12 protein-coding genes and 3 pseudogenes (1 of these 15 running past the window's edge) are annotated in these 16,804 nt (G+C 30.0%); all 15 read right to left on the minus strand.

From position 1 onward, the window contains the following. Window positions 1-608, minus strand: a pseudogene (locus K8P03_RS09920) (IS3 family transposase) (its annotated part extends 341 nt beyond the left edge of the window); the annotation flags it as partial. 357 nt (window positions 609-965) lie between these two features. Beyond that, entirely contained in the window at window positions 966-1,256 is a 291-nt protein-coding gene (locus tag K8P03_RS09925) for a hypothetical protein (RefSeq protein ID WP_002846220.1), read from the minus strand. Continuing rightward, a pseudogene (locus tag K8P03_RS09930) lies at window positions 1,204-3,002 on the minus strand (recombinase family protein). Before K8P03_RS09930 ends, K8P03_RS09925 begins: the two are co-directional and overlap by 53 nt. Before the next feature lie 76 nt (window positions 3,003-3,078). Then, window positions 3,079-3,216, minus strand: coding sequence for a hypothetical protein (locus tag K8P03_RS09935; RefSeq protein ID WP_223420523.1), 138 nt, complete (start codon window positions 3,214-3,216; stop codon window positions 3,079-3,081). Window positions 3,217-3,601: 385 nt separating this feature from the next. Beyond that, the gene (locus K8P03_RS09940; RefSeq protein ID WP_223420524.1) at window positions 3,602-4,993 is read right to left on the minus strand and encodes an ABC transporter ATP-binding protein; all 1,392 of its coding nucleotides are present in this window, start codon (window positions 4,991-4,993) and stop codon (window positions 3,602-3,604) included. Further along, window positions 4,990-5,718: an energy-coupling factor transporter transmembrane component T gene (locus tag K8P03_RS09945; protein WP_223420525.1), complete on the minus strand. Its 729-nt coding sequence runs from the start codon at window positions 5,716-5,718 to the stop codon at window positions 4,990-4,992. Before K8P03_RS09945 ends, K8P03_RS09940 begins: the two co-directional genes overlap by 4 nt. Next, complete coding sequence (locus K8P03_RS09950; protein WP_223420526.1) at window positions 5,718-6,308, minus strand: MptD family putative ECF transporter S component; 591 nt, start codon at window positions 6,306-6,308, stop codon at window positions 5,718-5,720. The genes K8P03_RS09945 and K8P03_RS09950 overlap by 1 nt, the downstream gene beginning before the upstream one ends. Before the next feature lie 25 nt (window positions 6,309-6,333). Then, on the minus strand, window positions 6,334-8,058 hold the full coding sequence (locus K8P03_RS09955; protein ID WP_223420527.1) for an ABC transporter ATP-binding protein: 1,725 nt from the start codon (window positions 8,056-8,058) through the stop codon (window positions 6,334-6,336). Further along, complete coding sequence (locus K8P03_RS09960; RefSeq protein WP_223420528.1) at window positions 8,055-9,824, minus strand: ABC transporter ATP-binding protein; 1,770 nt, start codon at window positions 9,822-9,824, stop codon at window positions 8,055-8,057. Before K8P03_RS09960 ends, K8P03_RS09955 begins: the two co-directional genes overlap by 4 nt. 107 nt (window positions 9,825-9,931) lie before the next feature. After that, a complete protein-coding gene (locus tag K8P03_RS09965) occupies window positions 9,932-10,546 on the minus strand; it encodes a TetR/AcrR family transcriptional regulator (RefSeq protein ID WP_223420529.1) in 615 nt (204 codons plus the stop codon). Between the two features lie 229 nt (window positions 10,547-10,775). After that, window positions 10,776-10,940 (minus strand): annotated as a pseudogene (locus K8P03_RS09970) (sigma-70 family RNA polymerase sigma factor); the annotation flags it as partial. Window positions 10,941-10,949: 9 nt separating this feature from the next. After that, complete coding sequence (locus K8P03_RS09975) at window positions 10,950-12,686, minus strand: ABC transporter ATP-binding protein (protein WP_223420530.1); 1,737 nt, start codon at window positions 12,684-12,686, stop codon at window positions 10,950-10,952. Then, complete coding sequence (locus K8P03_RS09980; protein WP_223420531.1) at window positions 12,679-14,397, minus strand: ABC transporter ATP-binding protein; 1,719 nt, start codon at window positions 14,395-14,397, stop codon at window positions 12,679-12,681. Before K8P03_RS09980 ends, K8P03_RS09975 begins: the two co-directional genes overlap by 8 nt. Before the next feature lie 4 nt (window positions 14,398-14,401). Then, window positions 14,402-14,998 carry a TetR/AcrR family transcriptional regulator gene (locus tag K8P03_RS09985; RefSeq protein WP_005399330.1) on the minus strand — a complete coding sequence of 199 codons (597 nt, stop codon included), beginning with the start codon at window positions 14,996-14,998 and terminating at the stop codon, window positions 14,402-14,404. A 285-nt stretch (window positions 14,999-15,283) separates the two neighbouring features. Then, window positions 15,284-16,561: an IS110 family RNA-guided transposase gene (locus tag K8P03_RS09990; RefSeq protein WP_223417969.1), complete on the minus strand. Its 1,278-nt coding sequence runs from the start codon at window positions 16,559-16,561 to the stop codon at window positions 15,284-15,286. Window positions 16,562-16,804 lie beyond the last annotated feature (243 nt).

The raw sequence follows: 16,804 nt of genomic DNA on the forward strand, positions 1-16,804 counted from the left end.
TTGCATCTTTGTTTTTACCTGATGAGTATCCTATTATTTCACGGCTGTTTAAGTCTATTATTAAACATATATAATTCCATGTTTTTCCTACTCTTACATATGTTAGGTCGCTTACTATTGCTTCTAATAGTCTCTATTGTCAAATTATCTATTTAAAAGGTTAGGGATGTCTTCTTCGTTGCATTTGGATCTTATTACTTTATATTGTGCTACTGTATAGTTTGAGACTAGGCCATTTTTCTTCATTATTCGGCCTATTTTTCTTCTCGATATTTTATATCCAATTTTCCCTAGTTCTTTTTTTATTTTGCGTGTTCCATAGTTGTTTCTACTTCTTCTGAATATTTCTTTTATTTCTTCTATTTGTTTTTCATCTTCATATAATTTCACATCTTTTTCTTTGTTCAAATGATAATAGACTAAACTTCTTGTGACCCCAAGTAGTCTACACATTGCACTAATGCTATATTTATCTCGGTTCGAGATAATGAGGTCTATTTTTTGCCTAACAGTAGTGCAGCTTGCTTTAAAATATCATTCTCCATTTCAACCTGTTTCAATTTTTTACGAAGTCTGATTATCTCTTTTTGTTTCGCATCCACATTATCAAAATGGTTACTCTAAGCAGCACACCAACTATTTATTTTTTGAGTTTTAAACTTTGGTAGAAGTCTTGAACTCTTTATATTTACATAACTATTTGCCTGTATCACTATTATAACACGAAACCCTGCACAATGATCTAAAATTTTCAATTCTAACAAGTCTTTTTCAGTATTTTTAACTTCATAAAAACCTCTTTGGCAATAATGCCTAATTCTTCTTTAGTTGTTAAAATTTTTTATTTTACCATCATCGTTCCCCTGATTTTCAATTAATCTTCTTAGGTTATATAAGAAGTACATATCTTTTTAATCTTAAAGTTTTTAAGTCTTAATTTTAAAATTTTCAATCTTAGATATTATTTAAATCATTCCAAAATGCTCTAAAGCATCTTCGATTGCTTTTTCTTTTTCTTCTGGGCAATTTGGCACTCTTTGATTTTCTTTCTTACTAAAATTATAATTTTCTCTCTCTATTAGACCATGTTTCCTTTTTATTTGTGCAATATATAGGCTTGAAACTTTTAGTCCGTATTTATCTAACACATACTTTTTAATTTCTCCATAAGTTGCGTCTTTTGAAAAGTCAATTTCAGATAATTCATCTTCCCCTATTTCTATATCTAAATGATGTTCTGTATTTAGTTTGGACAACAGAGCTACAGTCTCGACATGCGTTGTCTTTTGCTTGGGAACATAATTTTTTATCCTCGTCATTCTTGTAGGAGCACAATTTATTAATGTCATTGTCTTTGGCATTTTTTCTTTTATCTTTAAAGTTATTAGAATCTTGACTATCTTTAACTCCTGTTTTGAAATAGAATGTTAAGTCATATGGATGAACTGTTCCGTCTTTGTCAATTCTACCCACCACGACTTTATCAACTATGCTTTCAAATACTGTTCTATTAAATCCCTCTATAATTTCTTTGTTTTCTAAGACCTTTTTAAATTGCTTTAGTCTTTCTTTAATAGAATTTTCATCTTTTATTGTTAGCTCTAGGGTTTTCTTTTCATCAAGTAATTCTTCTTTTTGTTTTGTAAGTTTTTTATACTTTTTAGTATAAACTTCTTCATCTATACTGTCTTCCAGATGAAGGTCAAATAACTTTCTTTCTTGACTAATGATTCTGTTTAATTGGTTTTCTATCTTCTTCAAATCTTTGACTAAAGTATTATCATTTATTTCTTCTTCTACAATTTTTAAAAAATCATCTATTACTGTTGAATCTGCATGGCATAATTGCCTATAGCTTTCAACAAATGCTTTTTCTATTGCTGCTTCTTGTATTCCTTTTGAATGAGGGCAATATTTTTTACCTTTTTTTGTTGACTTTACACATTGCCAGTTAATTTTTTTATAAATTGAACTAGTGTGCCATGTTCTTCTTGAAAGTATTTCACCACAAAATCCACATTCCAGCATACTTGAAAAAGCGTATTGTCTTGATAGTTTTTCTCTCTTCCTATCCTTGTTAGCAATGGTGTTTCTATTCTGTGCTCTCCTGAGTCTAATCTCCTGTGCCTTTTCAAAGTCTTCTCTTGATATAATTGGCTCGTGATGATTTTCAATATGATATTTATCAGATTCACCAAAGTTTGCTAGTCTTCTTTTTGTTATGGGATCAACTGTGAAGGTCTTTCCCATTAGTATATCTCCAATATACTTTTCATTTTTAATTATTCCTAACACTGTAGTATCAGACCATTTTGTTTTACCTCTCGGGGTGAGATATCCTTGCTCTTCTAGTTCCCTGCCAATGACCGAGCCACCATTGCCCTCTAAATATCTTTTAAAGATGTATCTGACAATTTTGGCTTCTTCTTCATTTATAGAGATACTTTTTGTTGTAGGGTCATAGTCGTATCCAAGACAACCTTGAAAACCAATAAGTTCCCCTTTTTCCATTTTCATTTTCAGTCCTTTTTTCACATGGGCTGAGGTATTTTCTACTTCTTGTTGAGCTACTGAACTTAATATTGTTAATAATAGCTCTCCATCCATTGTCAAAGTATCTATATTTTCTTCTTCAAATACTACACCAACATTGTTTTCCTTTAGCAGTCTTACATATTTCGAAGTATCTAATGTATTTCTTGCAAATCTTGATATAGATTTAGTAATTATCATGTCTATATCTCCATTTTGGCAATCACTTATTAGCCTCATGAAATCTGCTCTTTTAGTAGCAGTTGTTCCTGTGGTTGCTTCATCTGCATATATACCAGCCAGAGTCCAGTTCTTATTATTTTTTATTAGATTTGTATAATAATCAACTTGCGATTTATATGATTCAAGTTGGTCTTTACTATCAGTGCTAACTCGACAATATGCTGCAACTCGTTTTAAATCTAAATGTAGTGCATTTCTATTCTTGCTCCTGTATTTGAAGCTTTTATTACTTATACTTTAGTATTCATCTTACATCCTTCCCATTTTGTGTCTTTCTACAGTATTATTTTATCACAAGCTTAATTACTTTCTATTCATCTTTTTATAATCATTTTCTAACCTGTTCTTAATTTTTGTATATTCCTTATCATTAATTAATTTAAGATCATAAAGTCTACATAACATAGCAACTCTCATACTATAAATCTTTATTGCTTGCATTTTAACCTCCTATGTAAGTTTTTTTTTACCTTGATAAGTGGATTAAATTTAAAATATACTAATCTCACATAAGCAATTTCAAGAATCTTCACACTTCAAAGTATTTTGATTTTTATAAAAAGATGACAAAATACCCCTCACCTTATATAGTGAAATTTGCCCTCTTTGGTAACCAGAATTTTTATTTTTTTATAGTATTTTTGAGTTTTAATGATTAATTGAATATAAAAAATGAGGACCTATGCTATTAGGCATAAATCCTCAAAAATAAAAAATATTATAAAGTTTATATTATGAAGTATTCTAAAAAATACTATTCATAACTTCTCGTTTTTCTTGCGTTTTTATCATATATCCCTCTTGCAATTTACTAATGTATGCATTTTCACAAATACGTGAAATCAATCACTTTATCACAAACTGACTCTAAAAACTCAACATCATGGGATATTATTAAAATCAACTTATCTTCTTCTTTTACTTTCTTTATGTTTTTAGCTACTATTTTCATATTTCTATAGTCCAATCCACTAGTTGGTTCATCAAAAAATAGAATTTTCTTGTCTGATAGTAAAGCTGATAAGATAATTACTCTCTGTTTTTGTCCTCCTGACAAGGTGTGAGGATTCCTATCACTGATATTTTTCAACTCCATATCTTTTAACCAAGTATCTAAAGCATTATCATCTTTAATATTTGATGTTAATACTATTTCATCTTTAACGCTGTCCGTGAATAACTGACAGTTCACTTCCTGCATAATAAGCAGGCTCTCATTTAGCCTACTTTTTATATTTAAATTCTCATCATCTTTTAAAATTTTACCTTTATTTTCTTTGTATAAGCCACATATAATTTTTGCTAATGTAGACTTCCCAATTCCATTTTCTCCAACAATTCCAATAATATTCCCATAAAAAAATTTAAGATCCTCAATGGACAAAATTATTTTGGTATTTCTTTTGAATATTAGATTTTTTAACTCTAATAAAGTCCCTTTATTTGAAGTTTCAAAATCATCAAATCTTTCAATAGCTTTATAATCAGAATGCCTAAGTCCTGTTCTCATTCGTTCATCTTCACTTAGATTTTCAATTTCGTCCATACTATATTCTCTGATGATTTTTCCATCCTCTAAGTATATTGCTCTATCAACAATGTCTTTTAAATACCACAACCTGTGTTCTGCAATAATAATAGTTTTTCCTAAAGATTTAAGCTTTTTTATTGTAAGCGATAGTTCTTTCATTGACTTTTTGTCTAAGCTTGAAGATGGTTCATCAAGAATAAATATCTCAGGGTTTAATGCGTAAATGCTTGCTATAGCAATCTTCTGCTTTTCTCCTCCAGAAAGATTGAATATATTTTTATTCATCAAGTTTTCAAGATGAAGCTCTTTTTCAACTTCTTCAATCCTTTTGTTAATTACTCCTTTTTCTATTCCATAATTTTCTAAACCAAAAGCGATTTCATCGGTTGTATTGGTTGTATAAAATTGTGTTTTAGGATTTTGAAAAACCGAGCCTACATTATTAGATAATTTATAAATTGGTGTGGTAAATGTATTCATACCATTGACCATAACACTGCCAGAAATTTCCCCATCATAAAACTCAGGTATTATACCGTTCATAAGCTTTAATAGAGTCGACTTTCCGCAACCGCTCCTACCACATAGAAGAATGCATTCCCCTTTTTTGATTTTCAAATTTATATCTTTTAATGAGTAATCAGATCCTCCCTTATACTTAAAACTTAATTCTCTAATTTCAATCATAAGTCCCACCCTGATACTTTCATAAATATTACTATTGATAAAATTAAAATCATAAGAATTAGAACACCAATATCATTTTTTCTAAACTTAATTAGGTGTCTACTTGTTTTGTTAACAGGAGCATCGAGTCCCCTTATAATGGCTGATTGAGAGAGCTCATCCCCAATTTCTATCACACTTACGAACAATGGCACAAAAAAATATTCCATAATTAATGTTGGTCTTCTTGTTAAATTGATTAAGTTAAAATTAATTCCTCGAGTTTTCATCGCCATATTTATATGACTCCATTCGTCTTTAATAGTAGGCAAACATCTAAATATTACAGAAATCATTATGAGCGTGTCTTTTGAAAGTTTTAATTTTTGTAAAGTTGCCACTGCACTGGAAACAGATGTGGAATTTAAAATCCATTTACCCACGATAATACATGGCAGAAATTTTCTTCCAATTGCTAAGATAAATAAAATTAAATTCAAAAGAAAATTCATACTAAAATAGGCTAAAGATTTTTCCAATACTACACTTATTACAAAAAATAAAATATACCTTATAGCGGATTTTTTATAACCATCGCTAATAATGATGACAAGGAAAAATAATGTAATAAGGCTTTGATAGATCCAATCAACCCCTAAAAAAATTAAAATATTTGCACCTATAAGCAAAATAAGTTTTGTTCTGAGGTCATATTTTGACCCCAGAACAAACTTTGAATTTTCCATTATAAAACTCCTGCGGATTCCAACTTTTTATTTAGTATTTTCTTTGTAAAATAAGAACCAATCAAAGAGAATATAAATGTTCCAATAATCATTACTGGTAACATCCATATTGGTGTCCATGCTCTTACTGTGTTACAAAAGCTTTGATCTAATTTACCTTTTATTAAACTTTCAAAAAATGCTTCTCTCATAACCCAAATTGGTAAGAATCCTCCAAATAAGTTTAGAGAAAAAAACATATGACTAATTGTATTTTTCTTAAAGTCTGTATAATTTCCACCTTTTGCTATCAACATAGCAATTATTCCGGCAGGCACTGCCACTAATGGTGCAATTGGAATATGTCCAGTTGCAACTAATAAAATACTTGGTAAAGTAGCTGCGATTACAATAGCAGTAGCTGACTTTGTCTTTGCAAGAAGCATATGATAGGTTGGTGCAGCAAATAGTGCTACAAGCATAGGCATTAGTAAAAATAAAACAGGGACTGGCATAGATATTGCCCCAATGACTGCATATGTTACAAAGTAAAGTGCAATCAAAACACCGGCTGTAACTGCATTTTTTGATGATTTCTTTTGTGTTTTCATAAATTTCCTCCTTTAAAATTGATTGTTACTGTACAATCTTCCATTCTTTAGACTTTTCTTGATAATTCCATAAGTCTTTATATAGTCCTTCATTTTTAATAAGTTCTTCATGCTTCCCAACTTCCTCTACCTTTCCTTTGTTTAAAACAACAATTTTATCAGCTCCCATTACGCTCCTTAATTTATGAGCTACAACCACAACTGTTTTATTTTTAATTAAATTTGATATTGCTTCTTGTATAATAAGTTCATTTTCAGGATCAAGCGAAGATGTTGCTTCATCAAGTAGTATTATTGGGGCGTTTTTTAATATTGCTCTCGCTATTGATATTCTTTGTTTCTCACCTCCAGACAGAGTCGCACCTCCTTGTCCAATCATAGTGTCAAATCCATCATCTTTATTGACTATAAAGTCATAAGCTCCTGCCATTTTTGCAGCATTCATAATTTCATCTTTACTTGCATCTTCATTTCCAAATTTTATATTGTTATAAATTGTGTCTTTAAAAAGATACACATCTTGAAAAACAACAGAAAATTTATCCATTAATTTATCAGGGTCGGCTGTTAGCAAATCTACTCCACCAATTTTAATTGTCCCTTCATTAGGATCATAAAATCTGGAAATTAATTTAATTAGTGTAGATTTTCCAGAGCCAGAGTAACCAACAAAAGCAGTTAATTCGTTTTCATTAATATCTAATGAAACATTATCGATAACCTTAGATTCCTTGTAAGAAAATGAAACATCACAGATTTCAATTTTGTTACTATCGTTTAAATCGCAATTTCCTGACATAGGTTTAGCCTTAAGTAAGTTAATGATTCTCTCTCCTGAAACTGATGCCATTTGTAGACCTGTATAATTTACAAGTGCAAGCTCCAAGGGATCAAAAATCCTTGTGCCTACAAATAAGAACATTAAAAATGTATCAATTTCCAAAGATCCATTTATAAATAAATAGGAACCAACTAAACTCATCAAAGGAAGTCCTATTCTTAAAATCATACTTGCTATAGTAGTTAATGAACCAACCCCTTTCTCACTCTTAATATTTGCATTTCTTGAGTTATCTATATCTTCTTCAAGCTTTGTTAATGTATCATCTAAGCTGTTATAAGCTTTTAGAGTCTTAATAGCATCCAAATATTCATTTATATCTTCTTCCTCTTTTATCCTAATTTTCTTTGTTTTCAAATAAATTTTTTTCTGAAAGTTTTGCATGAGTGTAAGAAGTAGAACAGAAATAGGTAGTCCTATAAGTGTTGCTATTCCCATTTTTACATTAATTATCAAAAATAATATTGAGCAAAGAACCGCTACACATATGCCACTGAAAAATTGAGGTAATTGATGCGTTACTGCCGTTTCAACTTTGAAAAAATCATTCATTAATGTATCTAAGATCTCCGCTGAACTTTTCCCTGAAATATAACCTATTGGCAATTTTCTTATGTGGTCTGCAAGCTCTATTCTTCCATCTGCACTTGTCTTGTATCCAAGTTCATAGGTATATTTTGTGGCTAAATTTTCCAATAAGAATGTTATTAGGAAAAATACTGCCATTATCCCAAAATACTTCCATAAAAGTCTCGTATCTATACTATCTGAACCTCTATTTAAAAATAGTGTTTCTACAATTTTCGCCAAAGCAATAAATGGTATAAGGTTGGAAATAGATGCCAAAACATTTAAAATAATTGATTTTCTTATATTATTCATCTTTCCTAATGTAATATTTCTTATCATTCATTCTCACTCCCTTCTATATCCATTTGCCAAATATTTGTCTTCTTATAAATATCAAAGAGTCGCTTATATATTCCATCTGCAAGGATTAAATCTTCATGCTTACCTCTTTCTGCAATTTTTCCATCAGATATTACTAATATTTGATTTGCATGTTCTATGGTATTTAACCTATGAGCAATCATGATAACCGTCTTATCCTTAACCAATTCAGATAAAGCTTCCTGCATAAGATATTCATTTTCAGAGTCTGCAAAACTTGTTGCCTCGTCTAATACTAATATTGTTGCATCCTTTAAAATCGCTCTTGCTACTGCAATACGTTGTTTCTCTCCGCCGGATAAATAAGTTCCTTTATCCAAAACAGTATTGTATCCATTAGGAAGTTTTTTAATAAAATCATAACATCTTGCTTTTTTACAAGCTTTTATGACATCTTCTTTTGTAGAACCTGTCTTTGCCATAGCAATATTATTGAAGACTGTATCTGTAATAAGATCACTGTCTTGAAAAACAAATGCTATCTTGTCCATTAAGGCGTTTATCGGAATATTTTTTATATTAACTCCACCAATTTTAATAGAGCCTTCTGAAGGATCATAAAATCTGGGTATTAAAGTTCCAACGGTAGATTTGCCTGCTCCCGAATAGCCAACTAATGCTGTAACTTCTCCTTGTTTGGCGCAGAAGCTTATATTCTTTAAAACCTCTTCATCTCCATAAGAAAAGCTTACATTCTCGAATTCAAGATCATGACCTTTTATCTCTTCCTCGCTATTTTCAATTGCCAATTCTTTTTGATCTATAATTTCGTAGATTCTCAAAACAACTTCATTTAGTAAATTCATTCCTTCTGCAAAATCTCTAAGTTTTAATGCAGGTACGCTAATGGCAGGTGCAAGAATCAAATAGAAAATAAAAACTGTAGCAAAATCCAAGTTATTATTTCGTGACATTAAAAGTATTCCTACTGGAACTATGAATGTAGCAACAGATAAAATAAACATTCTAAATGAAACAAATCCCGGTCTTATCATTGATGTCATCGAACTTGTAAAGTCTCTATATTCTCCTACTGACTTTGAAAAAGTTTTAAATGATTTTGCTCCTGTTCCAAATATTTTCACTTCCGGCATACCTTTAACGTATTCAGTAGTTGCTGAATTAATTTGATCCAAAATCGCAAAGTTCTTCTCAAGTCCACCCGACTTTATAATCTTTGCCATGATTGCAATCTGAATTCCTAAACCAACAAATATAATTAACAAAGTCGTAAGACCTAATATTAAATTTATCTTTAACATAACAATTATCATTGCTAAAATTAGTGCTAAAGTTGAAATTAGATTTGGTAATTGATGAGAAAAATAACCCTCAATTTGATTCATGTCCGATCCTAATACTTGCCTTATTTTTGACTTGTTGTCTCCGGTAAAAAATCCTAAAGGAAGATTCCCAATATGAAATAATATCTTCTTTTTTAAGTTAGCTATTAAAACATAAGAAAACTTATGGCATAAAATACTGCCAATGTAAGTTAAGCAATATGACAATACCACTGCTGCAAGTCCATAGATACAGAACTGTATTGTACTTTGTTCTAATTTTCCATATAAAAATAGAGATTTTATGACTTTGTATATCACCAAAATTGGACAAATACTTAATAGCATCCCAAGACTAACAAATAATATTCCTCCTACAAGTTGTCCTTTTTTTATTTCACTGTAGGAAATAATATCTTTGATAGATTTCTTCTTTTTCATCTAAAACATACCTCCTTACCGAACGAGTTCGTTCATTTGCCTTAAAACTAATACAAGGAAAACACCATTGATGTTTCCCTTGTAAAATACTTATATTTTATTTTTCTCTAATGAGGTCTTTGAAATAGTTCGCTTATTATTCCAAAGGCTTCACTTGAATTTGTTTTGTTTTCTCCCTTAATAATATAGTCATTATATATTGTTCCAACAGCTCCGTATAAAATAAAGGCAGCGAAACTTCTCACATTTTCTCTATTTATTCCCATATTATTTTCTATTTTTTTATTTTCAATTCCTTCAATTATAAACTCTGAATAGACATCTATAAATTTTCCAATGTAATGAATTAATTCCCATAGCCTGTAAGAGTTATCTGTAATTGAATTCTCTTTCGAAAAATTATATCTTGTTGTAAATTGACCGATATCTTTTACTATGAGTTCTCTTACAATTTTTATTCTTTCTTCGTAATCCATTTCCTTATTTTGAAGTATATCCAACTTATTTTTTAGTTTTTCTTCAAAATATGTTTCCATACACGCCAAGAAAATATCTTCTTTTGATTTGAAATAATAATAAAACATTCCCGGCGCTCCGTTAACTTCCGCGAGAATATCTCGCACAGAAACTTTCTCATATCCATCCTTTTCAAAAAGTCTTGATGCTATATTTATAAGCTCCTGTTTTCTTTCTTCTGGATCCTTTACATTTCTCTTTGCCAAAACCTCACCACCTATTGACCGACACTCGTTCTATTAATATAGATTATCATTTTCTTATACTTTTGTCAATAGTGCCCTGAAATTATATTCTGAGTATGGTATAATTTTATTTACTATAAATAAGCACGCTTAACGCTTATAGTCTTAATTACACAATAACAGGGTCTGTAAATAATTTTGTGTATCAACCTAAATCCTGTTTAAAGGGTAATGGTTGATACATTTTTTATGCTTCAATCATCATTGGTGTAGCTACAACTTTTTGTACATCAACATTTTTATCTTCTAGATTATCTTCAAAATTCCCATATTGATTTAGGAACGAAAAAAAGAGCAAGTGGTTTTTCTTGTCCACCTGCTCTAAATATTTTTCATGTTCAGGGACTTTAAATATTTCTTCCTATCAATTATTTAATTTCCATGATTCCGCCTTAGCTTTTGCATTTATAAGGTCAGAATAAAGTCTATTATTTTTAATCAGTTCTTCATGATTACCACGTTCTACTATTTCTCCAACTTTTAAGACTAAAATCTGGTCAGCATTTCTAATTGTCTTTAGTCTATGAGCAATCATTATTACTGTCTTATTTTTTGTTAATGATTCTATTGCTTCTTTAAGCTTATCTTCATTTTCCGGGTCTATATTTGCTGTTGCTTCATCAAAGATTATGATATCCGCATCTTTTAGCATGGCTCTGGCTATGGAGATTCTTTGTTTTTCTCCACCAGATAGGCTTGCTCCACCTTCCCCAATAATAGTGTCATATCCATCTGGTAAAGCTTCTATAAATTCATGACATCTTGCTTTTTTAGCAGCTTGAACTACTTCTTCATGGCTTGAGTTTTGTTTTCCAAATTTTATATTATTTTCAATTGTATCTTCAAATAGATATACATCTTGAAATACCATGGAAATTGAATTCATAAGGTTTTCTATCTTATAGTCCTTAATATTCTTTCCACCTATTAAAATTTCTCCAGAATTTACATCCCAAAATCTTGCTATTAGATTACAAAATGTTGTTTTACCAGATCCAGATGGGCCGACAATGGCAGTCATAGTATTTTCTTTTATCTCTGCTGATACATTTTTTAAAATTGGTCTATCATCATAAGAAAAGCTGACATTTTTAAATACAATATCATGATTTTTTATTGGCTCTGTAATACTTCCTTCTTTCATATCTTCCATATCATTTACATAAGAATAATAATCTATTGCATTCTCAACCATTCTTAGCATAGCCATAGCAGAGCCAGATGTTATAAGCCCATCAAATATTACAAAACTTGCTATAAGTATCATAATAGTATTGACTATTTGACTGTTTTCAACAAAATATAAGTTTATTGATATAAATAACATCAAACAAATTGTTATAGCTATTATTATTTTAGCTAATAAACTATATGGCATTATAGTTTTTTCTAAATCAAAAGAATATTTACTTGCACCATCAAAGCTTTTATCAAGTTTTTTATTATTACTTCCTCGTAGATTATATGATTTTATAATTTGCATTCCTTGCAATGTTGATAAGACTTCTTTGGTAAGTGATACCTGAATCTCATGAATCTTATCTGCATTTTTACTTGACCTTTTTTGCATACGAGCAATAATCATTAAAAATACAATAGAACCAACTATTGCTACAATACCTACCTTATAAGAGAACAAAAATAAGGATAAGATAAAAACAATAGCATTAAGCATGCCACCGAAAACCATAATACACAAAGTTGGAACCCAAGTCTCTACATTATCTAAGTTAGTAGTCGCAATAGTTGTTAAATTTCCTAAACTTAAACTTGAGAAGAATCCCATGGGAACTTTTTTTATTTTTTCACCTAATTCAATTCTCTTGTGTCCAGCCATAAAATATCCGGCATGTGTTTGTTTGAGCATAGAGGAATTTTTTGAAATAATTACTCCGGCTATACTAATTAATAAAAATAAACTTGATATTCCTATTGTTTTAAAGCTTATATCCTTGTTTACTATCCCAAAAATCGCATAATAAATGGCTGCAAATTGTAGAGCATTAAAAATAGAACCGAAAAAATTAGCAAAGATTGATTTTTTTAGATACACTTGTTCTTCAATAGAAAAATTCCATATTTTTTTAAAAACACTAAGCATTTTCTTCTCCTTTCAAGGCAGTTTCCCAAAGATTGTGATAATCTTTTGATTCCTTCAAAAGCTCTTCATGACTTCCTTTACATGCAAGTTCTCCATTTTTAATTACAAATATATTATCTACATCTGTTATTGTCTTTAAACGATGGGCAATTATAATTAGAGTTTTCCCTTTGACAAGCTCTGATATTGCATCTTGAATCAAGGCTTCATTTTCAGGATCTATATAGGAAGATGCTTCATCTAAAATAACTATTGGAGCATTCTTTATCATAGCTCTTGCAATTGATATTCTTTGCCTTTCTCCTCCAGACAAATGTTTACCAGCTTCTCCTACTCTTGTATCATATCCATCTGACAACTTCATTATAAAATCATGGCAGGCTGCTTTCTTACATACTTCAATTATTTCCTCATCACTAGCATTTTTATTTCCTATTCTGATGTTATCTTTAATTGACATATCAAAAAGAAAATTATCTTGTGCTACATAGGAAATAATAGTAGATAGCTTTTCAAGGGACATATCTTTAATATTTACATTTCCTATACTTATAGAACCACTATCTACGTCCCAAAATCCTGAAATTAGTTTTGCAATAGTCGACTTTCCCGAACCCGATTCGCCTACTAAAGCATTCACACTTCCTTCTTCTATATTTATATTTATATTATTTAGTACTTGCTTATCTTTTTCATAAGAAAAATCTACGTTTTTAATCTCTATATTATAATTTTTTATATCCAGATTTGCATTTTTATGAGATAATTCTCTCGCAGAAAGTATATTTTTAATCTCTTCGAAAATAGTTGACATTCTTCCAATATCATCTTCAAAAGTCATTACTCTCATAATATTTTGGATAGTCCCAAAAGAAAGGATTATCAATGTTAAAAATACACCACCATCTAGTGAACCATTCATACAGAAATATAAACCAAATGGTATAATTGTCAAAATACCAACTGGAGCAATAGACATACTTATCGCATAGTCTCTTGTATTTTCTCCCATCCAATCATAATAGTAATTTGCCTTTTTATACACATTGTCCCTGTATTTTCTATAAGATTTTTCGCCTTGATTAAATGTTTTAATAACCTCTATTCCATTTATATATTCAACCACGGAATTATTCATATCTTGGCCAATTTTAACTGCTTGTGGAAACTTTACCTTCATTCTTTTCATCGGCCCTGTCATAAAAAATCCACCAATAACTAATGGAATTAAAGATATTAAACTTAGTCTATAATCTAAAATTAACATGTAAACAAATAATATTATAGGTCCTACTAAATTAGCTGTCATCTCAGGTATCATATGAGCCAATGTTGTTTCAGTATTATCAACTTGATTTACAATTATGTCTTTCAACTTACCAGTGGACTCATTCAATATATCTCCTAATGGCATATTAAATAATTTTTCCATAAGGCTTTTTCTTATATCTCGTATTATTTGATAGGCTGTTTTATGAGAAATCATTGTTGACAAAAACATAAACACTTCTTTGATTATAAGACATGAAAGTATCAAGAAAATTTTATTTATATAGTAATAAAAATCTTGGCTACCATCAATTAATGATATAATCATCTTACTTAGAATAATATATACAAAAAGATTTGAAATTACTCCAAGTATTGCAAACAAGACAGAAATAAAATATGGTGCTTTATTTCTCTTAATGTATTTTTTTAATAGATCCATAAATTTAACTCCTTTCGTCATCTTTTTTCATAACATTTGTAAAATAAGTCTCTATCATTTCAGTTAGATATTTCTTATTTTTTACAAAATTCTCACGTGCATTCAAAATTTCGCAAGCCATCAATCCAGAATTCATAATATTAATCATAAATTCAAATGTTTCATCAGAAGGTAACTCATTAAACAAAGTAGAAAACAATTCTTTAAATACTTGTATGGACTCTTTTTTTATTTTCACATATAGTTTTTTCAAATCATCATTTTCTTTTAACTCACATAAAAACATAACATAAAGCTTTACATAATCATTATCTGCAAGTATCTTGTCTATAATCATTCTTGAAAACAACTGTGGACTTAATATTAATCCTTCATCATAACTTGATTTTTGAACAATATCTTTTCTATTTAAATTACCTTCCATCATAATGTCGTATAAGATTTCATGCGTAGAACCATAATGATGATACAAGCCACCTCTAGAAAGCCCAGTAGCTTCCATAATGTCATTCATAACTGTATTTCTAAATCCCTTATCCAAAAAGACTTTAATAGCTGCTTGTCTAATCTGCTTTTTTCTTTCATCAGCTTCCATTTTCATTTCATAAATAACCTCCAAACCGACACTCTTGTCGGTATTATTGTATCAGAACTGATAATCATTGTCAATAGCTTCGCTTATACTTCTTTATTAATTTTTTTAAATGCGGTATAATTAATAAAACCTAATAAACGCTTAACGCTTATAACTTTAATAGACCAACTAAGGAAGTCAATAGTTATTTTAAAAATTTTTTTGAAAAATTTTTAAGTCACAAAACTTAAAAATGTGCATAGCAAATAAGCCTCATACACTTTCATTTTTTGAGGCAACACTTTTAAAAGTTTATGCGACTAACTTACTCTTTTCTCGAATTAGTTTTTGATGTTCTTCGGGTGTTCTTAATTCAAATGATTTTTGGTTTCTGAGAACAGCAAAAATAATTTGAACCATCTTTCGCATAATTGCACACATTACAACTTTGTATGGTTTTTCAGCTATCTTCTTTTCAAAATAAGCACGCATAACAGGATTTAAATACTCTCGGTTGCGATTTGGATACACATTAGATTTAGCCAGCATATGGAGAATTGAGCGAACATGAGGTGATCCTCTTTTAGAGATTTTATTGTTTTTCCTATTGTATGTTCCACTTTGAGTTACTCCTGGATCCAATCCAAAGAAGGCAACTAATTCTTTCGGTTTCGAGAAATTGGATATATCTCCAAGCTCTGATAAAACAACATATGCTGTATACTCTCCAACTCCTGGAATACTTTGTAAAAGCACTATTTCTTTATGAAACTTTTCATCTAAAAGAGATAGTCTTTTGATTTCATCATCGATTGCTTTCAAAGCTTCCTGTAAACTGAAAATAACCCTTACAGTTGTTTGAATAAGTACTGCTGAACTAAGGCTTACTATACAAACTTCAATAGATTTTTCAGCAGCTTTCAATAGTTTTTCATATTTTACTTCGGCATAGGAGCTGCTTTTATGTGAATTTTCTTTTATCAGTTGAATAATATCTTGCTTATTTTCAGGAGATAATACTTCCTGTATAGTAGGATATTTTTCAAGCAAAGACAAAGGTGTTTTCCCTTGCAAATCCGTAAATACTTTCTTGAAATCTGGAAAGGAAATATCTAAAAAAGCGATTAATCGGTTGATGTGTTCCACAATTTCATCCGTCAATCCTTTATGCTGTCTGCAAAGCTTTTTGATACTGTTAACGGTATCTGAGTGTGTAATTGTTTCGTTGTAATTCTTAATACGATATAGCAACGCTATATTATATGCATCTGTTTTATCTGATTTAATTTTTCGGATATTGATATTTTTCAATGCTCCACTTTGAATCGGATTAATTACAATGACTTCGTAATTATGCTTACGGAAAAAATTAGCTAAAATTTGATGATAGTGTGCAGTAGCTTCCATGATAATTACTGCTGTGTCTTTGTACTCATCTTCTACCTTTTCAAGTACATAGATGAGCGACTTCATACCAGTAATATCATTAGAAATTTTAAGTCTTTTGATGATGTCATTATTAGGTGATAGAATACAGATATCACTGAAAGCTTTACTCACATCAATTCCTACAACAATTTTTTCTGACATAATATACCTCCTATAATTTGGGATGCCCTGTTAATCCAAAACCACAACAGGCTCACGAGTTATACAGGTAATCAATAAATGAACCTAACCAACCGAAAAGATGAAAGGCAATGGAATGAGGGTGGAGTCTACCAAATGAGTAATTCCTAAATTGGAAACCCAGCAAGCACATAAAACAATCCCATTTCATCCCTAATATCTATAATTTTATCATAGATGATTAGGTTCATTTTTAAGAACTAT

Source organism: Anaerococcus murdochii (assembly GCF_019957155.1).
Lineage (GTDB): Bacteria > Bacillota > Clostridia > Tissierellales > Peptoniphilaceae > Anaerococcus > Anaerococcus murdochii.